Below are 24399 nucleotides of genomic sequence, written 5' to 3' on the forward strand. Positions count from 1 at the left end.
AGGGGGCTCAGGCAGCGTAGTGGCGGGCGCGGGGAGACTCAGGCGGCGCGGTCGTGGTCGAGGTCGCCGAACATCGCCTGGTTGTGACCGAAGGCGGAGATCGCTTCCTCCACGAGGCGCTCGACGGCGGCGTCGTCGAGCGGCAACGCGTCGAGCCGGTCGCGGTAGGAGTCCTTGTAGCGCTTGAGTTTGTCGATGCCATCGAAGGCGTAGAACGACAGCGCTGTGTCGTCGAGGCCGTAGTGCTGACGCATGCGATGCGCGACGACCTGACCGCCGGACAGGTCGCCGAGGTAGCGGGTGTAGTGGTGGGCGACGTAGCGCGCCGCGTCGTCGCGCGTGGCCTCGATCGCCTCGACGTACCGGGCGACCGCCGGCAGTGGCGTGATGCCGGCCGGATCGATCCCGAGCGACACGAGATCGGCGTGCAGCCGTGGCAGCCGACGCAGCTTGTCGTCGAGCACCGCCGCCGCCACCGGGTCGTCGGACAAGTCGTCACCGACCTGTTCGAGGGCGCGGTAGACGAAGTACAGCTGCGCGGCAAGGCTGGTGTACTGGCCGGCGTCGAGGCGGCCGGACATCAGGTCGTCGACAAAGGTCGCGCTCTCGGCGCGCTCGTGTGCGACGGCGGTGGCCGCACGCAGCCGCGCCGAGATGGGCCGGCTGTCGGCAACAGGGGATGCGGTGTCCGGCGAAGTCGTCATGATGCCACCAGTGATACCACCACGGCACGATGATCGGAACCCGGGATGTCGTAGGTGTTCACACTCGCCGCAGCAAAACCGCGCGTGACCACATGATCGAGGGTGATCCACGGGTGCACTCCGCGATTGGCCGGGAACGTCGGTAGGAAGCCGCCACCGACCTGTTCCACGGAATCGGCGTAGCCCTCGGTGAGCAGGTCACGGAACCGCGGGCTGTCCCACGTCGAGTTGAAATCGCCGGCCGCGACCACCCGCTCGTCGGGCAGGGCCCGCAAATAGGCCCCGATCGTCGAGAGGTCACGCTGCCAACTGTCGATCTGACCGCCGAGCGGAGCCCTCGGGTGGATTGCCAGCACCCGCGCACCGGGAGCACCGGGAAGGTCGGTCCGCGCGCTGAGGTTTCGGTCGGCGGTGTTCGGAACCGGCGCGGGATCGACGAGCGGCCGCTTGCTGAACAGCGCGGTTCCGCCCGACTGCGGCACCGGAATCGCGAACTCGTGCGGCAGTTCCCGCGCGATCGAACTCGTGCGAATCCGCGCGAGCGCCTCCGGCGTCACCTCCTGCATCGACAACAGATCGGCGTCGGACCGCTCCACCAGATCGGCCAGCGTGTCGAGATCCGCCTGTCCCAGACGCAGATTCGCGGTCACCACGGTGAACCGTTCGCCCGGCGGCGGATTCTCCCCGATCCACAGGGGCAACTGGGTCCAGACCAGGGCGACCGTCGCGATCACCGCGAACCCGAGCATGAACCAGCGCCGCAGCAGTACGAAGATGAGTAGTGCACCGGCCGCCGGCACCACCGCCAACGGCACGCGGCTGGTCATCCGGATGGTGAACCCGCTGCGCACCGGGTAGTAGTGCAACCAGACCGCGACGCAGACCACGGCGAGCAACACCCAGCCGACCACCAGCAGGGCCGCGGCGATGTACTTGCGCATCAAGCCCCGAAAACCCTGAGCACCACGGCCTTTGCGCGGCGGGTGACGCGTAGGTAGTTCTCCAGGAACTCTGCGGCCTGGTCTTGCGGCCACCCGGCCGCATACGCGATCTGCCGCAACGCTCGCCCCGGTCCCGGCAATTGGTCGACGGGTTTGCCCCGCACCAGGACCAGCGCGTTACGTGCCTTGGTCGCGGTGATCCACGCGTTCTTCAGCAGCGCGACGTCGGTCTCGGCCAGCAGTTCTGCACCGCCGATCGCGTCCAGCGACTGCAACGTCGAGGTGTTGTGCAGCGTGCGGTAGCGGTGCGCATACCGCAGTTGCAGGAGTTGGACGGTCCACTCGATGTCAGCGAGGCCGCCGCGACCGAGTTTGGTGTGCGTCGCCGGGTCGGCACCGCGCGGCAGCCGCTCGGCGTCGACGCGCGCCTTGATGCGGCGAATCTCCTTGACCGCCGCGCTCGACACCCCGCCGGCGGGATAGCGAATGCGATCGGCCATGTGCAGGAAGTCGACGCCGAGATCGTCGTCGCCGGCCACCTGATGCGCACGCAGCAGCGCCTGGATCTCCCATGGCTGCGCCCACTGGTCGTAGTAGGCCGCATACGCCGCCAGGGTGCGAACGACCGGACCGTTGCGACCTTCCGGCCGCAGTCCGGTGTCGACCTCGAGCGGCGGGTCGTCGCTGGGCGAACCCAGCATCGTCCGGACGTGCTCGGCGATCGTCTGCGACCATCGCACGGCCGCGGCTTCGTCGGCACCGGGGTTGGGCTGGCAGACGAACAGGACGTCGGCGTCCGATCCGTAGCCCAGTTCGCCACCACCGAGGCGGCCCATCCCGATGACTGCGATCCGGGCCGGTGCGGGTTCCCCGCGTTGCTTCTCGGAGTCGTTGATGACCACCGTGAGTGCCGCGTTGAGCACGGCCGCCCACACACTCGACAACGCGGCACACACGGCCGGGACATCCATCAGACCCAGCACGTCCGCCGACGCGACCCGCACCAACTCGGCCCGCCGGTGCGAACGTGCCGCCGCCACAGAACGTTTCAGGTCGGGCTGACGCACCGTCGAGGCGATGAGTCCCTTGGCCACGTCCTGTGGCCGAACCTCGCACAGCTTGGGTCCGTCGGGTCCGTCCGAGTACAGGTGGATCACCTCGGGCGAACGCATCAGCATGTTCGCGATGAACTCCGATGTCCCGAGCACCTTCATCAGCCGCTGGGCCACCACCCCGTCGTCGCGCAGGAGACGGAGAAACCAGTCGGCATCGTCCATGACGTCGCACAGTCGCCGGTAATTGAGCAGACCGGCGTCGGGATCGGGTGTCCGGCTGATTGTTTCGAGCAGCTGCGGCAGGATCAGGAGCTGGATCTGACCGCGGCGGCCGGGCGCGTTGGACAGGGCCCGGATGTGACTCATCGCGCGGTCGGGCTTCGCGTAGCCCAAGGCCGCGAGGCGCCGCTCGGCCGACGCGTCCGACAGTGTCAGTTCCTCGGTCTTGAACTGGGTGACGGCTTCCAACAGCGGTCGGTAGAACAGCTTTTCGTGGAGTCGGCGCACCCGGAGACTCTGATGCCGGATCTGCTCGCGCAGCACGCCGGTCGCGTCGAGGTCACCTTCGCGTCGAATGTGGGCGGCGCGCGCGAGCCAGCGCATGTTCTCGTCGTCGTCGAACTCCGGCAGGAGGTGGGTGCGCGACATCTTCTGCAACTGCAGCCGATGCTCGAGCAGCCGTAAGAATTGGTACGACGCACTGAGATTCGCGCCGTCGTCGCGCCCGACATAACCACCCGAGGTGAGCGCGGCGAGCGCGTCGACGGTCGCCATCACCCGCAGGTCCTCGTCGACTCGTCCGTGCACCATCTGCAGCAGCTGGACCGCGAATTCGACGTCGCGAAGGCTGCCGCTGCCCAGCTTGAGGTTGCGGGCGCGCAGATCCTCCGGGACGAGGGACTCGACGCGCCGCCGCATCGCCTGCACCTCGGGCACGAAGTCCTCTCGGTCGGCCGCCCGCCACACCATCGGTTTGACCGCGGCGATGTAGTCGTTGGCGAGTTCCATGTCGCCGGTCATCGCGCGGGACTTCAACAGCGCCTGGAATTCCCAGGTCTTGGCCCACCGGTTGTAGTAGGCGACGTGGGAGTCGAGGGTCCTGGTGAGGGCACCGGCCTTGCCCTCCGGTCGAAGTGCAGCGTCGACCTCGAAGAAGGCCAGCGAGCCGACGCGCATCATCTCGCCCGCGATCCGGGCGGCCGTGCCGTCGGCGGGGTCACTGACGAAGATGACGTCCACGTCGCTGACGTAGTTCAGTTCACGCGCACCGCATTTGCCCATGGCGATCACGGCCAGCCGCACGCCGATCGGCTTGTCGCCGTACACCTCGCGGTAGGCCACCGCCAGTGCGGCGGTCAGCGCCGCGTCGGCCAGATCGGCCAGGTAGGCGCCCACTTCGGGGAACCACATCACCGGCAGATCCTCGACGGTGGACGCCACGTCGTGCGCCGCGAGTTGCATCACGAGATTGCGATAGGCGAGCCGCAACGCGACCACCGACTTCGGCCCGGCGAACCCCGCCCGGTAGACCCGGTTGCCCTTCTCGATCTCCCCGGGCTCGGGTGTCGCGTCAACCGCAGCGAGCATCAGGCGGTCCACCTCGGCCCGGTCCGGCAGTTCGTCGGCGAGTAGGAGGTGCCAGCTGTCGGGTTCGGCGACCAGATGATCGGCGAGCGCGTCCGACGACCCGATCAGCGCGAACAGGCGACCACGGAAACCCTTGTTGCTGCGGATCGCCTCGTCGAGCGCCGGCCACTCGTCGCCGACAGTCGCCCGCAGGCGGGTCAGCGTCCTCAAAGCGAGGTCGGCGTCGGGTGCGCGCGACAGCGACCACAGAACATCTACCGAAGCACTGTCGTTCCAACCCAATCCGGCCAGGTCGTCGGCGGCGCCCTTGTCCAGCAGACCGAGACGACCGGAGCTGGGCAACGCACTCCGTCCGGGCGGTCGTGTCCCGGGAACGCTCGAACCCGAGGGGTTCGCGCCAGAACGGTAAGTCACACCACAAACCGTAGCGACCCGAGATCGGACATCACAGGCGGGTGCCACGATGAACGGCTACAGACGACTACAGGGGCAGGTAGCTCTTCAACTCGAACGGGGTGACCAGGCTGCGATAGTTGGTCCACTCGGTCCACTTGTTGCGCAGGAAGTAGTCGAAGACGTGCTCCCCGAGCGCCTCGGCCACCAGTTCGGAGTTCTCCATCTGGTGCAGAGCCTCGGCCAGGCTGCCGGGCAATTCCTTGTAGCCCATCGCCCGACGCTCCGCCGGGGTCAACGCCCACACGTCGTCCTCGGCCTCGTCGGGCAGTTCGTAGTCCTCGCTGATGCCCTTGAGACCGGCCGCCAGCAGAACCGCGAAGGTCAGGTACGGGTTGCAAGCCGAATCTGGGCTGCGGACCTCGACCCGACGCGACGACGCCTTGTTGGGCGTGTAGAGCGGCAAGCGGATGAGTGCCGACCGGTTGGCACCACCCCACGTCGCCGCGGTCGGGGCCTCGCCACCGTGGATGAGTCGCTTGTAGCTGTTGACCCACTGGTTGGTGACGGCGCTGATCTCGGCGGCGTGATGCAGGATGCCGGCGATGAACTTCTTCCCAGTGTCCGACAACTGCATCGGGTCGTCCGGGTTGTGGAAAGCATTGATGTCGCCCTCGAACAGGCTCATGTGCGTGTGCATCGCCGAACCGGGGTGCTCGCTGAACGGCTTGGGCATGAACGTGGCCCAGGTGCCCTCCCCGATCGCGACCTCCTTGATGACATAGCGGAAGGTCATCACGTTGTCGGCCATCGACAGCGCGTCGGCATAACGCAGATCGATCTCCTGCTGCCCCGGCGCACCCTCGTGATGGGAGAACTCGACGGAAATGCCCATCGACTCCAGTGCCTCGATCGCGTGGCGACGGAAGTTGGGCGCGGCGTCGTGGACGGCCTGGTCGAAGTAGCCGCCCGAGTCGGCCGGGACCGGCACACTGCCGTCGAGCGGTGCTTCCTTGAGGAGGAAGAACTCGATCTCCGGGTGGACGTAACAGCTGAAGCCCAAGTCGGCGGCCTTGTTCAGCTGGCGTCGCAACACATGACGCGAGTCGGCCCAGCTCGGAGTGCCGTCGGGCATCGCGATGTCACAGAACATGCGTGCCGAGTGATGCCGACCGCTCGAGGTGGTCCACGGAAGGATCTGGAACGTCGACGGATCCGGTTTGGCAACGGTGTCGGCCTCCGACACCCGGGAGAATCCCTCGATCGCGGAACCGTCGAAGCCGATCCCCTCGGCGAACGCACCCTCGAGTTCTGCCGGAGCGATCGCCACCGACTTGAGATAGCCGAGGACGTCGGTGAACCACAGCCTTACGAATCGGATGTCGCGCTCTTCGAGGGTCCGGAGCACGAATTCCTTTTGGCGATCCATGGTCGCCGACATTAGAAGTAGCCTGTTAAATCTGTGTTACACGCACAATTCGAACTCGATGTCCTGCCGTTTTGTCGAGCCCATCCCACCATGCGGAACTGGGGAGCCCGAATATGAGACGCAACCTGCAGCGACACCCGCGGCGCACCCACACCCACGCGAGGACCGCAACCGGTCATTGTGACCAACGCCATAGCCATCGCGGGTTCTGCGTCGTGTCCCCGATGGGAGACTAGAGGAGTCCGTGATCAACCCGGGTACCCGCCATGCGGGACTCGAGGCAGAAAGAGACAACGATGTCCGAAACTTCGGTCTATGGTGCTGCTCCCACCACTTCTGGCACCACTCCCGCTCGTCGCCGCAAGACCCGCATCCAGCATCTCGCCCAGATGAAAGCCGAAGGCGAGAAGTGGTCGATGCTCACCGCCTACGACTATTCCTCGGCACGCATCTTCGACGACGCCGAGATCCCCGTACTGCTCGTCGGCGACTCCGCCGCCAACGTGGTGCTCGGCTACGACACCACCATCCCCTGCACACTCGACGAACTCATCCCCCTGATGCGTGCCGTGGTGCGCGGCGCGCCCCACGCCCTCGTCGTCGCCGACCTCACCTTCGGCAGCTACGAGGCCGGACCGCAGCAGGCCCTCGAGTCCGCGGTCCGCATCTTCAAGGAGTCCGGCGCTCACGCAGTCAAACTCGAAGGCGGCGAACGTGTCGCACCGCAGATCGCCGCACTCACTGCCGCAGGCATCCCGGTGATGGCACACATCGGCTTCACCCCGCAGAGTGTCAACGGCCTCGGCGGCTTCCGGGTCCAGGGTCGCGGTGACGGGGGTGACCAACTCATCGCCGACGCGATCGCCGTGCAGGAGGCCGGCGCCTTCGCCGTCGTGATGGAGATGGTCCCGGCCGACCTCGCAGGCCAAATCACCCGCAAGCTCACCATCCCGACGGTCGGCATCGGCGCGGGCAACGAGACCGACGCCCAGGTTCTCGTCTGGCAGGACATGGCCGGAATGACCGACGGCAAGACCGCGAAGTTCGTGAAGCGTTTCGGTGACGTCGGCTCCGAGCTCCGCAATGCCGCAGTGCAGTACGCCGACGAGGTCCGACGCGGCGTGTTCCCGGGTCTCGAGCACTCCTACTGATCGACCGGCGCCCTCCGACTCCGATCGCGCATTCCGCACCCTATGGTGTGACCATGCGCGATCTCTATCCGCCGGTCGAACCGTACGCCGCCGGCCATCTCGATGTCGGTGACGGACAACAGATCTACTGGGAGACCTCCGGCAATCCCGACGGCAAGCCCGCGGTGTTCGTGCACGGTGGACCCGGCGGCGGAACCTCACCCGATCAGCGTCGCTTCTTCGACCCCGACCGCTACCGCATCGTCCTGTTCGACCAGCGCAATTGCGGCCGGTCGCGTCCGCACGTGGCCGACGGCGCAGACCTCACCACGAACACGACACCTCACCTGATCGCCGACATGGAGGCACTGCGCGAGCACCTGCTCATCGACCGATGGCAGGTCTTCGGCGGGTCATGGGGTTCGACACTCGGACTCGCCTACGCCCAGACGCATCCCGATCGGGTCACCGAGCTCGTGCTGCGCGGGATCTTCTTGCTGCGTCGCAGCGAGATCGACTGGTACTACAACACCGGGGCGTCGAACATCTATCCGGACCTGTGGGAGTCCTATCTGGCTCCCATCCCGGCCGACGAACGCGATGGCGACCTCGTCGCCGCCTACCATCGGCTGCTCACCTCCGACGACCCCGCCATCGCGCAGGCGGCGGCGAGCGCCTGGACCGGTTGGGAACACTCGACGAGTTATCTGCTGCCCCGACCGGATGCCACCGACGAGGGTTCCCGTTTCGACCTGGCCTTCGCCTCGATCGAGAACCACTACTTCGTCCATCACGGCTTCCTCGACGACGGTCAGTTGCTGCGCGACATCGACCGCATCGCACACATTCCGGGTGTCATCGTGCAGGGACGCTACGACGTGGTGTGCCCGATGCGCAGCGCGTGGGATCTGCACCGCGCCTGGCCATCGGCGCAACTGCACGTCGTCGACGACGCCGGGCACGCGTCCTTCGAACCCGGCATCAAACACCACCTGGTGACGGCCACCGACGCCTTTGCGGAGTGACGATCGCGGGACCGTAGACTGACCAGACCGACATTCCCGACAGGAGGCACCGTGGCCGCATCCGAGCAGATCGAGATCGAGCTCAAATTCGATGTTGATGCCGGCCAGAGCGCCCCAGATCTACGCGCGCTGCCGGGTGTCGTGTCGGCCGTCGAACCCGAGACCTTCGCCTTGGACGCAACCTATTTCGACACCGAGACACTGGATCTCGCCGGCAACGCCATCACCATGCGACGCCGTACCGGCGGCCCGGATGCGGGGTGGCATCTCAAGCGTCCGAGCTCGGTGTCGGGGGCCCGTCGCGAGACCCGACTGACCTTCGATCAGGCCCCCGCCGACGGCGACGTGCCCACCGAACTGCTCACCCCGGTCCTCGCCCTGACGCGGTCCCGACGACTCGCGCCGGTCGCGGTCATCTCGACCACGCGCACGGTGACCGTGCTGCTCGGACCCGACGGTGTCCGGCTGGCGGAGTTCGCCGAGGATCTGGTGACCGCTCAGTCGCTGCTGCCCGGCGGACACAGCCAGCAGTGGGCCGAGTGGGAGTTCGAGCTGATCGACGGCGACAACCGGCTCCTCAAGGCCGCCCACAAGGTCCTGCGCTCGGCTGGTGGCCGGGAACCGTCGAGCGCTTCCAAACTCGCCCGCGCGATCGGCTCGACTCCCACCGCCCACGAACCGCGGCTCTCCAAGAAGCCCACGGCACTCGAACTCGTCGTCACCGACATCGCCCTGCACCGCAATTCGCTGATCGCCTACGACCCCCTCGTCCGGGTCGACGCGGAGGACGCCGTGCACCAGATGCGGGTGTCCACCCGACGTCTGCGCAGTGTCCTGTCGGGCTTTCCGACCGTCCTCGACGCGGAACGGACCGCGCACCTCAACGGAGAACTCAAACTGTTGGCCGGAATCCTCGGCGAAGCGCGCGATTCCGAGGTCCAACTCGCACTCGATGAATCTCTCCTCCGCGATGAGCCGGCATCCCCGACCCTCGTCGACGCGCTCGCCGGAACCGAAACCGCCACGCACGACCGCGCGATTCGGGCAGCCCATTCGGCCATGTCGTCGGCCCGCTACTTCGCACTGCTCGACGCCATCGACGAACTCATCGCCGCACCGCCCCCCGGCCCGGACGCCGACATCCCCGCGACCGATGCCGTCGACAAGGCGATCGACAAGAGCCGCAAGCACATCAACAAGGCGCAGGGCCGCCTCGCCGAACTCCCCGAGGGTTCCGACGAGTGGGAAGAGCAGCTGCACACGATCCGCAAGCGCGCCAAGCGACTCCGCTACAGCATCGACGCCGCCGGACCGCTCGGCAAGAAGAAGTACAAGCAGGTCGGCGCCGTCGCCAAGGAAATCCAGTCCGCCCTGGGCGATTTCAACGATTCCCGGATCAATCGGACCAAACTCGCCGAACTCGCCGCCAGCGGTCGACTGCCCGGGCCGGACATGTTCATCCTCGGACGCATCGACGCCCGCCTCGAAGCGGACGGCGAAAAGGCCATCGCCGACTACGTCAAGTCCGCCAAGAAGCTCTGATCTCACCCGCTCCGCAACCCCCACCCGCTCCCCGAGCCGCCACCCCGCTCCCTGAGGTGCTCGAGGCGCTAGCCGAGAGCCTCGAAGGGCTGGTGAGAAAAGGGAATTGGGCGACCACGCAGCGAGTCTCACCAGGGGGCTTCGAGGCTCGTCGACTTCGAGACGCTCCATGCTCGTACCTCGCATGGGGCTCCTCAGCCCGGCGGCTTGCGCCCCATAGACTGCTCAGCCAGCGGGGGCGGAGGGGCTGCGGCGACGGGAAGGGGACAGCCCTCACGCCGGCGCGAACGACACCGACCGTGTCACGGGGTCGGCGGCGGTCAGCGTCACGGTGATGCTGCTCCCCTGCGCGGGTGAACCCTCGCACGACGCCACCACGGCAGGTTCGGCGATGAAGATGCGCGCCGGCCGTTTGCCGTCGGCCTCCTGCAGGACCACCGCGTCGAACCGTTCGCCGACGCGGTCGGCCAACACGACCGCCTCGGCGAGATCCACGCTCGCCCGATCGGCCGCCGACCCGAGCGAATCCGCGGACCGCAGGATCTTCGGGAGCGTCGGCAATGCCCGGACAGTCCAGTCCGGCAACGGCTTTCCCGACGTGACCGACAGGCATACCTCGGTGGCGAACCGATCGCCGAGCCGACGCAGCGGCGCGGTGACATGCGCGTAGACGCCGCCGATCGCGGCGTGGATCATCTCGTCCTCCGCCGGAGGGTCTGCGGGGCCTGTGCCCACGCCCAGCGGTAGATAGCCCGCACCGCGCATCAGTGCACCGGCATGCGACATCACGGCCAGCGTCGTCGGTGCGTCGCGCGGCAGTCCGGCCAGAAACTGTCCGGGCGTCTGCCCGTCCGGCCACGGCACCCCGAGAGATCGTGCGGTCGCACGCAATTCGGCGACGGCATCGCGCGCGGCCGGCGGAAGCGTCCGCAACAGTCCGATCCCGGCGTCGCGCATGATCTGTCCCGCACACCGTCCGGTCAGCAACGACAGTTGTGAGTTCCAGAGGTCCGCGGGCGTTCGCGGAGCGATCTGCAGCGACCACCCATCCGGCCCCGACACCACCTCCTGATCGGGCAGATCCAGTTCGATGGCTCCCGCCGCCAGCGCCACCCGATGCCGCAGCTCCCCGAACTCGGGCAGGGCAGCGATCGACGGGTGCAGCCGGGACGCCACCGCGTCCGCCGACACACCGGCATAGTCCAGGCGCGCAACCGATGTCACCAAAGCACGACGCACCGCCACGTCGGCGACCTCGCCGTCGTGCGTGACGCGGATCGTCCACAGCACGGCGGACCGTTTCTGGTCGGGCAACAACGAACCGGCACCCTCGGAGAGCACACGAGGATGCAGCGGCACCGACCCGTCCGGGAAGTAGATGGTGGTCCCGCGTCGGCGGCTTTCCGAATCGAGCGCGCCTTCAGGTCGCACGAGCGCGGCCACGTCCGCGATCGCATAGTCGACGACATATCCGTCGGCATCCGAGCGCAGGTGCACGGCCTGATCGAGGTCCATCGATCCGGGTGGATCGATGGTGACCAGCGGAACGTCGGTGTGGTCTTCACGTTCGGCCGCATGCGCGTCGGTCGCCTGCTGCGCCTCCGCCAGTGCGGCAGCGCCGTAGTCCTCGTTCACGCCGAGTTCGATGCGGATCGCCTCGAAGTCGATGTCCGGCGCCGACAGCCTGCGTTGCACGCCTTCGACACTATCCCCGCCGCGCCGCAACCCGCGGCCGCCTCACGACAATTCGAGTGCCACCTTGACGCAATCGGCCGATCGCGCAGCGGCCAACTCGTAGGCGCGCGGCGCTTCGTCGAACGGCAGATGATGGGTGACGATGCCGCTGGTGTCGAGGCGACCCGACTGCACCTCGTCGACGATCGTCGGCCACAACTGCTGCACCGGGGCGGTCGTCGAGCGCAGGGTGACGCTCCGCACCAAGCACATCGTCGCCGGGAACGGATAAGGGTTGAGGTCGTGCACACCGATCACCGAGACGGTGCCGCCGGCCCGCACGCAGGTCAGCGCCGCGTTCAGGGTGGCGTCGGAGGCGACGGCGTCGACCACCGAGTCGGGACCCACACCGCCGGTCGCCTCGGTCACCGCACCGAGATCCGCGGGGTCGAGGGTGATCACCCGATCGGCTGCGGCCCGCGCACGCCGCCCGGGAACCGGGTCGACGGCGAACACCGTTCCCACCCCTTGAGCGAGAGCACTGCGGACCGCACACAGTCCGACCGCCCCCAACCCGAAGACGATCACGCTCCCGCCCTCGGGGACATCGGCGCGTGCGACACCTGCCCACCCGGTGACCAGGTTGTCGGTGAGCAGCAGCGCCGTGTCGGTGTCGACGGCGTCGGGCACGGCCAGCAGATGGAAGTCGGCAGCAGGCACCGCGAGCAGTTCGGACTGAGCTCCGCCGAGCAGTCCACCCCCGAAGATGACCAGTCCCCGCACGCACCGGGTCGGGTCGAGCGTCGCGCATCCGGCGCACTGGCCACACCCACTCACCGACGACACCAGCACGCGGTCCCCCACCCGATGATTCGCGACGTCGGCTCCCACCTCCACCACCGTGCCGACCGCTTCGTGACCGAGCGCCAGCGGTGACACGAGCGGATAGTCGCCGTCGAAGAAATGCAGGTCGGATCCGCAGATCGCCGACGATTCGATCGCGACGATCGCACCCGCCGAATCGGGCAACACCGGATCGGGGGTGACGTCGATGCGCACTGCTCCCGGGTTGTCGATGACCACACTGCGCACGCGACGCCTCCTCCTCTGCCCGGACGGCTGTGTGAACTTCGTCGGCGCCGTCACGGTGCGTCAGACGCTACCGACCCCCACCCCGCGGCACGCGAAATCCGCTCATTCCGTGGGGTATTCGCCGTCAACGACATTGCTGCGAACCGCGTGGGGCCAACCTGTCCGGCCGGCCCAGGGCGGCAGGCTATCCTGGATGCGCGAACGAGTCGGCCGGGCGGCCGCGGCGCTCGGAACGGCCAGCTCACTGGTACGCCGAGAGCCGAGGAAAGTCCGGACTCCACAGAGCAGGGTGGTTGTTAACGGCAACCCGGGGTGACCCGCGGGACAGTGCCACAGAGAACAGACCGCCGACCGTGAGGTCGGTAAGGGTGAAACGGTGCGGTAAGAGCGCACCAGCGGAACGGGTGACCGTGCCGGCTAGGTAAACCCCACCCGGAGCAAGGCCGAAGCGCGGATCGCGGTAGCAATACCGTCATGCGCGTGCGCGGGTGTCACGAGGGCTGCTCGCCCCAGCCCGCGGGTGGGCCGCTCGAGGTGCCCGGTGACGGTGCACCCAGATGGATGGTCGCCGCCGCCCCGCGGTTTCCGCCGGGCGGCACAGGATCCGGCTTACACGCCGACTCGTTCGCCCTCCCCGACCGCTTTCAGCGCAAGTGGGAGGTGTCGTTGACGAGGCGTACCACCGAACCGCCGTCGGGAAAGAACTCGGTGATCGACACCGACGCCAGGTCCAGGTGCAGTCGGAACAGCAGTTCCGGACCCACTCCGAGCGCCTCACGCAGCAGCGACTTGATCGGGGTCACGTGCGAGACCAGCACCACCGTCTGTCCTGGATACCGCGCAAGCAGTTCGTCTTTGGCGGCGCTCACGCGCTCGGCGACGGCGGCGAAGCTCTCGCCGCCCGGCGTCGGGACCGTGACGTCCGACAGCCATCGCGCATGAATCTCCGGGTCGCGCGCCGCCGCCTCGGGAAAGGTCAGACCCTCCCACTCGCCGAAGTCCGTCTCGATGAGTCCCGGATGCTCGACGACGTCGAGCCCCATCTGTCCGGCCACCGCGCCCGCCGTATCCAGCGCGCGCTGCAACGGCGACGACACGATGGCCACCGCGTCGAATTGCTTCGCCAGTCCGGCTGCCGCAGCCGCGGCCTGCGACCGCCCCATCTCGGTCAGCACCGGATTGCCGCGGCCCGAGTACCGCCGCTGCACCGACAGTTCGGTCTGACCGTGGCGCAGCAGGATCAACCGAGTGGCCTCACCGCGCTGCCCTTGCCACGACGGGGTCTTTGCGTCGGCCACGCGCTACAGCCCCGACTCCGCGGTGCGGACCAGGATCGCCCCGCACTCCTCACACCGGATCACCTCGTCGGAGGATGCGGCAGAGATCCGTGCGATGGTGCCGCGGTCGAGTTCCATTCGGCAGGCACCGCATCGCCGGGCGCGCAGCAGTCCGGCTCCCACTCGTCCGGCCGACCGCTGACGGTCGTAGACCGCGAGCAATTCCGGGGCCACCTCTGCTGCGATGTCGTCGCGCCGGCGCTGCTTGTCCCCACGGTCGGTCTCGATCGAGGTGATCGACTCCTCGCGTCGTACACGCACCGCGGCGAGCTTGCCCTCGAGGTGTTCGATGGTCGCCGCCGCACGTCCGCGTTCGGCTTCCAGCGCCTCCTGCTGCTCCATCACCGACAGCAAGTCGTCTTCGAGCACCGACCGGCGTCGGCCCAGACCGGCCAGCTCGTGCTGCAGCTCCGACAACGCCTTGGGAGCCAACCCACCCGCGGTCAGAAGCGCCGAGTCCTTCTTCTCGCGTGCGGCCATACCGGTGACCTCGGAATCGATCCGACGATACTCCCGGGTGAGATCCTCGCCGGAGATCTCTGACCGCACGAGGTCGTCGCGGGCCGCGTCGAGTTCACGTTCGATGTCCGCGATCTCGGCATCCTCAGCGAGGGTGGCGCGTCGGTGGTCCAGGCGTGCGATCTCGGCGTCGGCGTCCGCGAGTTCGAGCAGCAGTCGCTGGGCACCGGCCTCCGCGATCATCGGGGCCTCCTGAGTTCGGGCATCCCACAACCGTACGCGCCGCCACACGCGACACCGCAGGCGAGGCGACTGCGCTCGGCGATCACCCGAACCGGTGGACCACGAACGGATCGGTGGGCTTGTCGTACACCTCGACGTCGAGACCCAACCGGTCCGACAACAGCCCGGCAGCCTGTGCGCACCATGGAAACTCGGTCGCCCAGTGACCCGCATCGACGAGCGCTGGTCCGCCCGCGCGGCGGGATTCATCGACCGGGTGATGGCGGAGGTCACCCGTGAGATACACGTCGACGCCGATGCGCCGCACCGCGTCGAGCAGCGAGTCACCCGCGCCGCCGCACACCGCGACGGTCGATATCTGCGCATCCGGGTCGCCCGCGGCCCGCACCCCCCAGGGACTGTGCAGCGCGGCCGCCGCCTGCGCGGTGAACTCGGCGAGAGTCACCGGCCGGGCCAGGCTGCCCACCCTCCCCAATCCGAGATCGCTGTCGACGTCGGCGAGTTCGAAGATGTCGAAAGCGGGCTCCTCGTACGGATGTGCCGTTCGCAGTGCCGCCAGGACAGTAGCGCGGAGGCCGCGGACCGCGACCATCTCCACCCGGGCCTCGTCGACATGGGTGCGCATGCCGATCTCGCCGATGGCCGGCGTCGCCGCCTCCTGCGGTTCGAACTGCCCGGTACCCACCACCGACCACGCGCAGTCGCGGTACTCGCCGATCGCCCCCGCGCCGGCGGCAAACATCGCCTCGCTCACCTGCTCGGCGTTGCCCTCCGGCACCATCACCACCCACTTGTCCATGGGGGCAACGGGTTTGGGTTCGATGGGGACGGTATCGAGCACACCGAGCGACGCCGCGAGGGCATCCGAGACGCCGGGTCGGGCGCTGTCGGCGTTGGTGTGCGCGGTATGCAGGGCGATCTGATGGCGGATCAGCCGATGCACGACCCGCCCCTTGGCGGTGTCGGCGGCCACCGAGTCCACGCCGCGCAGCAACAGCGGATGGTGCGCGAGCACGAAGTCGGCCCCTGCGGCGATCGCCGCGTCGACCACTCCATCGGTGACGTCGACACACACCAGCGCACGGCGTACCGGTTCGCCACGATCGCCGCAGACCAGCCCCGCCGAATCCCATGGCTCGGCCAACACCGGCGGGTATGCACGTTCGATCTCGGCGACCACGTCGCCCACGAGAAGTGATTCATCGGTGGCGCTCATGATTGACCTCCAGTCCGACCCGCTCGAATCTGCTCGATCGCGGCCACCAACTCGGCGACCGGCTCGGCGGCCCGCACCGCCAGGCGTAGATGCTCGGCGCCGAGGCCGACGAAGTTCACGCAGCCACGCACCGCGAAGCCCCGTTCCGCCAGCCCCTGCTTGATCACCAGCGCGTCGGGCACCTCCACCAGGACGAACGGCGCGCGCGGTTCGGCCGCCACCCGAAGTCCGATGCGTTCGAGTTCGCGGCACATCCGCTCTCGTTCGGTTGCGACCGCCGCCGCCTGTTCGGCCCGGTAACGCTCACCACGCTCGCTCAGGCAGGCGGTCAACGCGGCGAGCGCCGGCGTCGACAACGCCCACGGCCGACGCCCGGCACTGAGCATCTCGATCACCGGCGCAGCGGCCAGCAAATAGCCGGCCCGCAGCCCGGCAAGGCCGAAAGTCTTTGTCACACTGCGTATCACAATCACGTCCGGCCAGGACTCACCGGCCAGCGATTCCGGTTCGGGCCGGCCGTCGGGCCCTTCGGTCAGATCGGCGAAGGCCTCGTCGACGACGATGATGCGACCCGGCCGCCGCAGCGCCGCGATCGCCTCGCGGGCGTGCAGCACCGACGTCGGATTGGTCGGGTTGCCCAGCACCACGAGATCGGCGTGCTCGGGAATCGCCGTGTCACCGCCGAGACACCACGGCGGTGGCAGCGTGACCTGGGTGATGGGCACGCCGGCCGCCCGCAGCACGAGTTCCGGTTCGGTGAACGACGGCTGGATCAGCGCCGCATGTGCGGGCGCGAGCCTGGGCAGCATCTCGAAACCGTCGGCGGCCCCGGCCAGCAACAGCACCTCACTCGGGTCCCGACCGTGCGCGGACGCGATCGCGTCGATCGCGCGGTCCTCGTCGGCGGCGGTCGGATAGCGGGCGAGGTCGTCGAGCCGGTCGCGTACCGCGTCGATCACGAAGTCGGGTGCGCCGGCCCGCACGTTCACGGCGAAATCGACCAAACCGGGACGCGCGTCTCGGTCGCCGTGACGGTCCAATGCGTACAGGCCGCCCTCAACTCCCACCCCTTGTGCGCGCAACCCGGATGTCATGACTTCAGACATTACGTGCACGATGAAGAGGTGACGTCGCTGCCAGACCCCCGCAATCCGGCCACCACGCTGCTCGTCGACCTCGACGGCACCATCACCGACAGCTTCGAGGGCATCGCCAACAGTTTCCGCCATGCCCTGGCCGCGGTGGACGCACCCGAGCCCCCTCCCGAGGTGGTGCGCGGAATCGCCGGCCCGCCCATGATCGATTCGCTGCTGGCGCTCGGACTCACGTCCGAGGTCGCCGACGAGGCGATGGCCGCCTACCGGCAGCGGTATACCGAGACCGGCTGGCTGGAGAACTCCGTCTTCGACGGTATGGACCGCGTCCTGGCCGACCTCGCGTCGACCGGCCGGGTGCTGGCCGTCGCGACTTCGAAGAACCAGAACACGGCGCGGGCGATTCTCGAGCACTTCGGGCTGGCGTCGTACTTCCAGGTGATCGCCGGTGCCAGCGACGATGGGTCACGACGGCGGAAGTCCGACGTCATCGAGCACGCGCTGAACGAACTCGGCATCACCGTCGACCCCGCGACCCGCCATCCGCGGGTGCCGGTGGTGATGATCGGCGACCGCAGCCACGACGTCGACGGTGCGGCCCGATTCGGGATTCCAGCGATTCTCGTCGGATGGGGTTACTCTCAAGTAGGCGAAGGCCGCGATGCGACGTGGACGGTCGCATCGATTGCAGATCTGCGCGAGGTATTGGGTGTCTGAACAGCTACACATCAGCTTCGTCTGCACCGGCAACATCTGCCGATCCCCGATGGCCCAGAACATCTTTCGTTCGGCACTCGACGACGCGGGGCTCGGCGACGCGGTGCGGGTGACCAGTTGCGGTACCAGTGGTTGGCACGTCGGGGAACCCGCCGACAACCGTGCACGTACCGAATTGCTGGCGCACGGCTACTCCGACGCACACGTCGCCAGCCAACTCGGTCCGGAGCACTTCAACGCGGATCTGCTGGTCGCGATGGACTCCGGGCATGTCCACGAACTCGAGCGCAAACGTCTCGGGGACCGGGTCCGGCTACTGCGGTCGTTCGACGAGGCGGCCGATCCCGACGACCTCGACCTCGCCGACCCGTACTACGGCGGCAACGACGACTTCACTGTGACGCGCGAGCAGATCGAACGGTCGATGCCCGGCCTGATCGCCTGGGCGACCGAGCGTCTCGACGGGTGAGCGCTGGTCGGCGGCACGTGCCGCCGACCAGGCCGGCTCACTCGTCTGCGGGACTCACCAGGTTGTGCACAAACCGGATCTTGTTCAGCACTGCCTCGGGCAGCACGAACGGATAGAGATCCGGGTGTCCCATCGACCGGTTGATCTGGTTGAGCGACCACGACAGCGGCAGCCACCATTCGATGATGCGATCGAACCCGACGTCGCCCGGCAGCACACCGTCGAGTGTCGAACCGGCCGGCGCCATCGCGAATGCCGCCGCGGTGTCGAGACTGTCGCGAATGTGCAGATAGTGCGCGAAGGTCTCGGCGAAATCCTCGGCCGGATGCATCGTCGCGTACGACGACACGTACTGCTCGGGCCATCCTTCCGGCGCGCCCTGCGAATAGTGGCGGTCGAGCGCGGCCTGATAGTCGTCGTCCGGGTTGCCGAAGAGCTCTTCGAATCCGGGTCGTGCGGCGTCATCGATGAGCACCAGTTGGTAGTAGTGCCCGATCTCGTGCCGGAAATGACCCAGCACGGTTCGGTACGGCTCGGCCAGTTCGACGCGCATCTGCTCGCGGTGCACGTCGTCGCCCTCGGCGAGGTCGAGGGTGATCACACCGTTGTCGTGTCCGGTGATCACGGATTCGTGTGCGCTGGAGAGGAGATCGAAAGCCAGTCCGGTGTTTGGGTCATTGTCTCGGCCGGTGATCGGGAGGCCGAGTTCGTCCAGTTCGAGGATCACACGTCGTTTGGCGGTCTCGGCCTGGCCGAAGATCGGCAGAGCGTCGAGGTCGTCGTCACCGGGGCGGGTCCGGGTGAGTTTGCACGACACGCAGCGCGTCGGCTTACCGGTCCACTTCACAAGCCAATTACATTGGGCTACTTGGGTATTTGCGCACCGTTCGAGGAGGACACCGTCCACCTCGGTACGTCCGGACTCGTCGAGCACGTAGATCGATCGGGTCGGCAGCCAGAAACCCAGCGGACTCTGGCAATGCAGACACAGGCTGTTTTCGAAGGACAATCGCTGACCGCATTTGCGGCATAAGAAGTCGCGCATTGGTTCCACGCTACCCGGTCTCGGTACCGTTGAGGCGTGCGCGTGCTCCGATCCGTATTGCGTCCAGGGTGGATCGCCCTGGGCGTCGTCGTGATCGCGTTCGCTGTTGCGTGCTTCACGCTGCTCGCGCCCTGGCAGTTGGGCAAGAACTCCTCGACCCACCAGCGCAACGAACTCATCCGCAGCGCAGCCGAGACCGACCCGGTCCCGCTGGCCCAACTGGCGCCGACCGCGGCCTTCGATCCGTCGGAGGAGTGGCGGGAGGTGACGCTGCGCGGACGCTATCTGCCGCAGGATCAAGCGCTCGTCCGGCTGCGCAACGTCGACGAGCAGCCGGCGATCGAGGTCGTGACGCCATTCGCGGTGGCGGGTACCGACCGGGTGATCGCGGTGAATCGCGGATACGTCCGTCCGCGGGAGGGCGCGGCACCGCCGATTCCGGCGGGCCCTCCCGGCGATGTGACGATCACCGGGAGGATCCGTGCCCCCGAGGGCACCAGCGCCGGTCGCGGTGCCCACGCCGAGGAGGGGATGCTGGCGGTGTACTCGATCGACCCCGCCGAGATCGGCCGGGCGACGGCGACTCCGATGGATCGGTTCTACATTCAGCTGTCTCCCGCCCAGCCGGGTTCACTCGGCGAGATCCCGCTGCCGCAGTTGGATTCCGGACCGTATCTCTCGTACGGATTGCAGTGGCTGGCGTTCGGCATCATGGCGCCGCTCGGTGCCGCCTACTTCCTGTTCTCCGAGATCCGTCACCGCAGGCGGGCGGGCGCCGGTTCCGTGACCACCGCACCCGACGGTGACACCCTGCTCAGGGGCACTGCGCCCGGGGCCGATGCCGCACCCGGGGCCGACGCCGCCGAGCCCACAGCGATCCCCGACACCCGCGCGGAACGAAAACGGCGTGTCCGCAGCGACCTGCGAGCGGCCGGCGTCGTGTCCGGGTCACGTCAGGTCAGTCAGGTCGGCACCGGACCCGACGCGAGCGCGACATCCGACGGGGTGCGCGACAAACTCAGTCGCCGATACGGCGGCTGAGAAGAACTCCAACGGCCACCGCGAGCGAGGCTGCCTGCACCCGACGCGACAGCGCGACGGTCGCACGCAGGTCCGTCGTCGTCGGCGGATCGCCGTCACCCAGAGTCGGCCGGTCCTCGACGGCGTGCGGGTACACCGTGCGCCCGCCGAGCCGCACGCCGAGCGCCCCCGCAAACGCGGACTCCACCACGCCCGCATTGGGACTCGGGTGCGCGCGGGCATCCCGCCGCCACGTGCGCACCGTTCGTCGAGGCGCGCCGCCGACGAGCACCGTGAGTGCACCGGCGATCCGCGCCGGCACGAGGTTTGCGATGTCGTCGGCCCGGGCCGACGCCCAGCCGAAACGGCGGTAGCGCGGGCTTCGGTACCCCACCATCGCGTCCAGGGTGTTGACGGCCCGGTAGCCGACCAGACCCGGCACTCCCGCCACGGCACCCCAGATCAGTGGGGCGACAGCGGCATCCGAGGTGTTCTCGGCGAGGGATTCGACCGCGGCCCGGCAGATGCCCGCGTCGTCGAGGGAGTCCGGGTCGCGTCCACACAGACTGGGCACCAGGGACCGCGCGCCTGCGGTGTCGGCCGCACTCAAGGCGTCGGCGACCTGTTCGCCCACCCGCGTCAACGACGCACCGCCCAACACCATCCAGGTGGCCAGTCCGGTCAACGCGAATCGACTGGCCGGCCCGTCACACAGACGCTGCGCTCCGAGCGCCAACGCGGTCGCCGAACCGGCCGTCGCGCAGGCGAAAACGGTTCCGGACCATCGGGAATCACGGTAGATGTGACGTTCGACGACCGACACCATCCGACCGAATCCGGCCACCGGATGTCCGCGCCGCGGATCGCCGAGCAGGCGATCGAGCAGGTACCCGCACACCAATCCCCCCGCGGTCGCGAGCGCTCGTTCCATCGGCCGATCGTAGCCAACCCACGCTGCGTGACAGACTTGCCCGGTGATGCTGGACAGGACCGAGTAGTGGCCAGGACACGACCACAACCCATTGCCGGTCGCTACGACATCGACGGCGGCATCGCCGAACTGGCACCGGACCCGGTCGCCGGCGGATGGCTGCTGACGATCAACGGCACCCACAGTTCGCACATCCACCCGGACCCGACGCTCCTCGACTTCGAATACCTCCGCCAGATGGCAGCGGTCATCGAAGACCGGTACCCATCACAGACTCGCCTGCGCGTCGTCCACCTCGGCGGTGCGGCCTGCGCGCTCGCTCGTTACCTCGCCGTCCGATACCCCGACGCGCGGCAAGTGGCGGTCGAGATCGACGCCGAACTCGCGCGTCTGGTCCGCGAATGGTTCGACCTCCCACGATCCCCACTGCTTCGCATCCGGGTGGGTGATGCCCGGGCGGTCACCGAAAGCCTCCACCCGGGCAGCCGCGACATCGTGGTCCGCGACGCGTTCGTCGGGAACCGAACCCCGGTGCACCTCACGACGCGCGAGTTCACGTCGTCGGTCCACGAACTGCTCACACCTGGCGGGTTGTACCTGGCGAACTGCGGCGACGGGCGAGCGCTCGACGGTGTTCGGGCCGAGGCCGCCACCATCGCATCGGTCTTTGCCAACGTGATGCTGATCGCCGATCCGGCCATGTTCAAGGGTCGACGCACCGGCAATGTCGTACTGGCGGCCAGCGACGCCCCCCTGAAGGCATCTGCCGCGCTCACGCGCCGGTTGCTCAGCGATCCCCTCCCCGCTCGCGCCATCGACGGCGACGCGGCACGCGTCTTCGGCAGCCAGGTCCGCGTCGACGAGGACTCCGCCCGGTAGCTCGATAGTCGGTCGATCGTCCAATCGGACGACACGAGGTTCTCGGCAGTGATACCGACATCCAGCCGAGTGAATTCGGGCCGCACATACGTTCGGAGGAGCCTCGCCTTGTGTCGTCCCACTGCTCGACATACGAAGGTGTAGTTCACTCGATAGGCTGAGAATGGATCTGTCGGCGATCGGACCCGATCGACGGCGAGAATTTCGGATCGAAAATCGAAGGGGTGACGTGACCGAGCCAAAATCGAGGACCGGCACCATGCTGGGCCCGTACCGCATCGGCCGGCTCCTGGGTCGTGGTGGCATGGGCGAGGTATACGAGGCCCTGGACACGGTCAAGGAACGCACCATCGCCCTGAAGTTGCTCCCGCTGCACTTCGCGAACGACAGCGATTTCCGCGAGCGATTCGAACGCGAATCGAAGACCGCCTCCAAACTGTCCGACCCGCATGTCATCCCGATCCACGACTGGGGTGAGCACGACGGCGTGCTGTTCATCGACATGCGCATGGTCGACGGCAAGGACCTGCGGGGCATTCTGAAGGACGGCCCCATCGCACCTGGCCGCGCTGTCTCGATCCTCTCCCAGATCGCAGGTGCGCTCGACGCGGCGCATCGCAGCGGGCTGGTCCATCGGGACATCAAGCCGGACAACATCCTCGTCAACAACGACGACTTCGCTTATCTCGTCGACTTCGGCATCGCGCACGGTGAGACCGACAGGCACCTGACCCAGGTCGGCACGGCACTCGGCACGCTCGCGTACATGGCTCCCGAACGTCTCAACGATGTTCCGGCGGGACCGAGTTCGGACATCTACGCGCTGACCTGCGTGCTCTTCGAGAGTGTCACCGGAAGCGCGCCGTATCCATCGAAGACCGACGCCGGCATCATGACCGCCCACCTCACCCAGCCGCCGCCGCAGACCGGAAGTCCGCTCGACCCGGTGATCGCCCGCGGTCTGGCCAAGGACCCGGCCCAGCGCTTTCCGACGGCGAAGGAGTTGATGCGGGCGGCATCCGTCGCGATCGCCACCACCCCCACCCGGCCCGTCCACCAACCAGGACCCGGGCCCGGTCCCGCTCCGTCCGGACCGTCTCGGATGCCGTCGGGCCCAACGTATCCGCCGGGCGGGCAGGGGTCGCGTCCCTCCGGGCCTGGGGTCTCGGGGCCTGGGGTGTCGGGGCCTGCGGCCGCGGGCGCAGCGGCATGGGGAGCGCAGCCAGGCGGGGCATACTCGGGGCCCACTCAGATTCGCCCCACCCCGTCGGGACCGAGCGGATTCGGTGGCGCGCCGCCATCCGGGCCCACAACGATCGGCTCCGGCCCACACTCGGCTCCCGGCGGCTCGTACACACCGCCGCCACCCAGTGGGCCGAATCCGTCGTATCTCTACTCCGGCGGTGGCGGAACGCCACCTTCGGGGCCGCAAGCCAAGAAGCGTCCGGTGGCGCTCCTGGTGGTCGCCGTCGTGGCGGTCCTCGCCCTCATCGGGGCCGGCGTCTTCTTTGCCGTCCGCGCAGCTGGAGGTAGTGACGATACGAAGACAGCGTCGTCGACGCCACCGACGCCGAATGTCGAGACCGTCGCGTGCACGTACACGACCCACACGCCGGTCGGCGGCGTCCCACTCGACCCGCCCGCGGCCCAACAACCCAAGTCCGGCACGGTGAACGCCACCTTCGCAATAGCCGCGCAGGGCGACATCAAGGTCACCATGGATCGGACGAAGGCACCCTGCAACGTCGGGGCCGTCACGACGATGATCCAGAACGGGGTCTACGACCACAACACCTGCCACGAGTCCGGCAAGATCTATCTGCTGTGCGGTTCCCCGAACGGCGAGGACAACACCAACCCCGGCTGGACGAGCCCAGACGAACAGCCAGTCGGATTGACCCCCGACGGCACCAACGACAGCGGCGAGAACGTCTTCGTGTATCCGCGGGGAACGATGCTCATCTACCCGTCCGAGGACATCAAACCCAATGGCGGATCGACGATGCTGGTGTTCCTCACCGACAACGCCCGACTGCCGTTGCGCTTCACGATCCTCGGGAAGGTCGACGACGCGTCGATGCCGGTTCTCGACGGCATCGTCAAGGGTGGGTTCATTCCCGCCAAGCCGAACGCGACCTACGGCAAGCCGAACATCAGCGCCATCATCCAAACCGCCACGGTGACATCCGGCTGATTCTTTCTCTCGCCGACGACGCGCCTCGGACTCGGGAGCATCGTCGTCTAGCACAGGAGGCGCGACCTGCCGCCCACGAAACCAGCGCAGCCGTGCACCGCGACAACCAGAGCCGAGTTGGAGAACGCGAGTGCTGCAGCACTCGCGTTCTCCAAAACAAAAACAGTTGTAATAAAGGGAGAGGGGCGTGTTTGGAAAGAGTGGTGTTTTTTTGGTGTAGGTG

At 67.8% G+C, this 24399-nt stretch carries 20 protein-coding genes and 1 other RNA gene; 9 read left to right on the top strand and 12 right to left on the bottom strand.

Features of this window, described 5'->3' with window-relative positions:
• Window positions 1–38: 38 nt before the first annotated feature.
• The 4 genes from ACWDTF_RS10230 to glnA form a co-directional block, all read right to left on the bottom strand.
• Entirely contained in the window at window positions 39–704 is a 666-nt protein-coding gene (locus ACWDTF_RS10230; RefSeq protein ID WP_240860486.1) for a biliverdin-producing heme oxygenase, read from the bottom strand.
• Window positions 701–1645: an endonuclease/exonuclease/phosphatase family protein gene (locus ACWDTF_RS10235; protein ID WP_355277829.1), complete on the bottom strand. Its 945-nt coding sequence runs from the start codon at window positions 1643–1645 to the stop codon at window positions 701–703. The genes ACWDTF_RS10230 and ACWDTF_RS10235 overlap by 4 nt, the downstream gene beginning before the upstream one ends.
• On the bottom strand, window positions 1645–4701 hold the full coding sequence (locus tag ACWDTF_RS10240) for a bifunctional [glutamine synthetase] adenylyltransferase/[glutamine synthetase]-adenylyl-L-tyrosine phosphorylase (protein WP_240860484.1): 3057 nt from the start codon (window positions 4699–4701) through the stop codon (window positions 1645–1647). Before ACWDTF_RS10240 ends, ACWDTF_RS10235 begins: the two co-directional genes overlap by 1 nt.
• 67 nt (window positions 4702–4768) lie before the next feature.
• A complete protein-coding gene (glnA, locus tag ACWDTF_RS10245; RefSeq protein WP_240860482.1) occupies window positions 4769–6109 on the bottom strand; it encodes a type I glutamate--ammonia ligase in 1341 nt (446 codons plus the stop codon).
• A gap of 296 nt (window positions 6110–6405) precedes the next feature.
• Between glnA and panB the strand changes: the two genes are divergently transcribed.
• Genes panB through ACWDTF_RS10260 form a run of 3 tightly spaced genes read left to right on the top strand, consistent with a single transcriptional unit; the run spans window position 6406 to window position 9806 of the window.
• Window positions 6406–7260 carry a 3-methyl-2-oxobutanoate hydroxymethyltransferase gene (gene panB, locus ACWDTF_RS10250; protein ID WP_240860480.1) on the top strand — a complete coding sequence of 285 codons (855 nt, stop codon included), beginning with the start codon at window positions 6406–6408 and terminating at the stop codon, window positions 7258–7260.
• A gap of 53 nt (window positions 7261–7313) precedes the next feature.
• Window positions 7314–8264 (top strand): prolyl aminopeptidase, encoded by a 951-nt coding sequence (gene pip / locus ACWDTF_RS10255; protein ID WP_240860478.1) that lies wholly within the window; start codon window positions 7314–7316, stop codon window positions 8262–8264.
• A 51-nt stretch (window positions 8265–8315) separates the two neighbouring features.
• A complete protein-coding gene (locus tag ACWDTF_RS10260) occupies window positions 8316–9806 on the top strand; it encodes a CYTH and CHAD domain-containing protein (protein ID WP_449754341.1) in 1491 nt (496 codons plus the stop codon).
• Window positions 9807–10079: 273 nt separating this feature from the next.
• Here the strand turns inward: ACWDTF_RS10260 and ACWDTF_RS10265 are convergent, their stop codons facing one another.
• The gene (locus tag ACWDTF_RS10265) at window positions 10080–11501 is read right to left on the bottom strand and encodes an RNB domain-containing ribonuclease (protein ID WP_433255258.1); all 1422 of its coding nucleotides are present in this window, start codon (window positions 11499–11501) and stop codon (window positions 10080–10082) included.
• Window positions 11502–11543: 42 nt separating this feature from the next.
• Window positions 11544–12572, bottom strand: coding sequence for an alcohol dehydrogenase catalytic domain-containing protein (locus tag ACWDTF_RS10270; RefSeq protein WP_449754342.1), 1029 nt, complete (start codon window positions 12570–12572; stop codon window positions 11544–11546).
• 202 nt (window positions 12573–12774) lie between these two features.
• Here ACWDTF_RS10270 and rnpB point away from each other — a divergent pair.
• Window positions 12775–13200: RNase P RNA component class A (rnpB, locus tag ACWDTF_RS10275), an RNA gene on the top strand.
• Between the two features lie 16 nt (window positions 13201–13216).
• Here rnpB and ACWDTF_RS10280 read toward each other — a convergent pair.
• The 4 genes from ACWDTF_RS10280 to cobC form a co-directional block, all read right to left on the bottom strand.
• Window positions 13217–13870 carry a histidine phosphatase family protein gene (locus ACWDTF_RS10280; protein WP_240860471.1) on the bottom strand — a complete coding sequence of 218 codons (654 nt, stop codon included), beginning with the start codon at window positions 13868–13870 and terminating at the stop codon, window positions 13217–13219.
• A 3-nt stretch (window positions 13871–13873) separates the two neighbouring features.
• The gene (locus ACWDTF_RS10285; RefSeq protein ID WP_355277842.1) at window positions 13874–14611 is read right to left on the bottom strand and encodes a zinc ribbon domain-containing protein; all 738 of its coding nucleotides are present in this window, start codon (window positions 14609–14611) and stop codon (window positions 13874–13876) included.
• Between the two features lie 82 nt (window positions 14612–14693).
• Window positions 14694–15827: a Nif3-like dinuclear metal center hexameric protein gene (locus ACWDTF_RS10290; protein ID WP_433255263.1), complete on the bottom strand. Its 1134-nt coding sequence runs from the start codon at window positions 15825–15827 to the stop codon at window positions 14694–14696.
• A complete protein-coding gene (gene cobC / locus ACWDTF_RS10295) occupies window positions 15824–16921 on the bottom strand; it encodes an Rv2231c family pyridoxal phosphate-dependent protein CobC (protein WP_240860562.1) in 1098 nt (365 codons plus the stop codon). The genes ACWDTF_RS10290 and cobC overlap by 4 nt, the downstream gene beginning before the upstream one ends.
• A gap of 30 nt (window positions 16922–16951) precedes the next feature.
• Here cobC and ACWDTF_RS10300 point away from each other — a divergent pair, with 30 nt between their 5' ends.
• Complete coding sequence (locus ACWDTF_RS10300; RefSeq protein ID WP_355279984.1) at window positions 16952–17638, top strand: HAD hydrolase-like protein; 687 nt, start codon at window positions 16952–16954, stop codon at window positions 17636–17638.
• On the top strand, window positions 17631–18107 hold the full coding sequence (locus ACWDTF_RS10305; RefSeq protein ID WP_355279987.1) for a low molecular weight protein-tyrosine-phosphatase: 477 nt from the start codon (window positions 17631–17633) through the stop codon (window positions 18105–18107). Before ACWDTF_RS10300 ends, ACWDTF_RS10305 begins: the two co-directional genes overlap by 8 nt.
• Before the next feature lie 37 nt (window positions 18108–18144).
• Here ACWDTF_RS10305 and ACWDTF_RS10310 read toward each other — a convergent pair whose 3' ends face one another.
• Window positions 18145–19152 carry a zinc-binding metallopeptidase family protein gene (locus ACWDTF_RS10310; protein ID WP_240862289.1) on the bottom strand — a complete coding sequence of 336 codons (1008 nt, stop codon included), beginning with the start codon at window positions 19150–19152 and terminating at the stop codon, window positions 18145–18147.
• A gap of 36 nt (window positions 19153–19188) precedes the next feature.
• On the opposite strand from ACWDTF_RS10310, the gene ACWDTF_RS10315 reads away from it, so the two are divergent.
• Entirely contained in the window at window positions 19189–20193 is a 1005-nt protein-coding gene (locus tag ACWDTF_RS10315; RefSeq protein WP_433255268.1) for an SURF1 family cytochrome oxidase biogenesis protein, read from the top strand.
• Here the strand turns inward: ACWDTF_RS10315 and ACWDTF_RS10320 are convergent.
• On the bottom strand, window positions 20171–21103 hold the full coding sequence (locus tag ACWDTF_RS10320) for a cobalamin biosynthesis protein (RefSeq protein WP_433255271.1): 933 nt from the start codon (window positions 21101–21103) through the stop codon (window positions 20171–20173). The genes ACWDTF_RS10315 and ACWDTF_RS10320 overlap by 23 nt on opposite strands.
• A gap of 66 nt (window positions 21104–21169) precedes the next feature.
• Between ACWDTF_RS10320 and ACWDTF_RS10325 the strand changes: the two genes are divergently transcribed.
• Together ACWDTF_RS10325 and ACWDTF_RS10330 are read left to right on the top strand one after the other, a co-directional pair.
• Complete coding sequence (locus tag ACWDTF_RS10325) at window positions 21170–21982, top strand: spermidine synthase (protein WP_449754343.1); 813 nt, start codon at window positions 21170–21172, stop codon at window positions 21980–21982.
• Window positions 21983–22211: 229 nt separating this feature from the next.
• The gene (locus ACWDTF_RS10330; RefSeq protein WP_240862280.1) at window positions 22212–24176 is read left to right on the top strand and encodes a protein kinase domain-containing protein; all 1965 of its coding nucleotides are present in this window, start codon (window positions 22212–22214) and stop codon (window positions 24174–24176) included.
• Window positions 24177–24399 lie beyond the last annotated feature (223 nt).

Source organism: Gordonia sp. NPDC003422 (genome assembly GCF_053588675.1).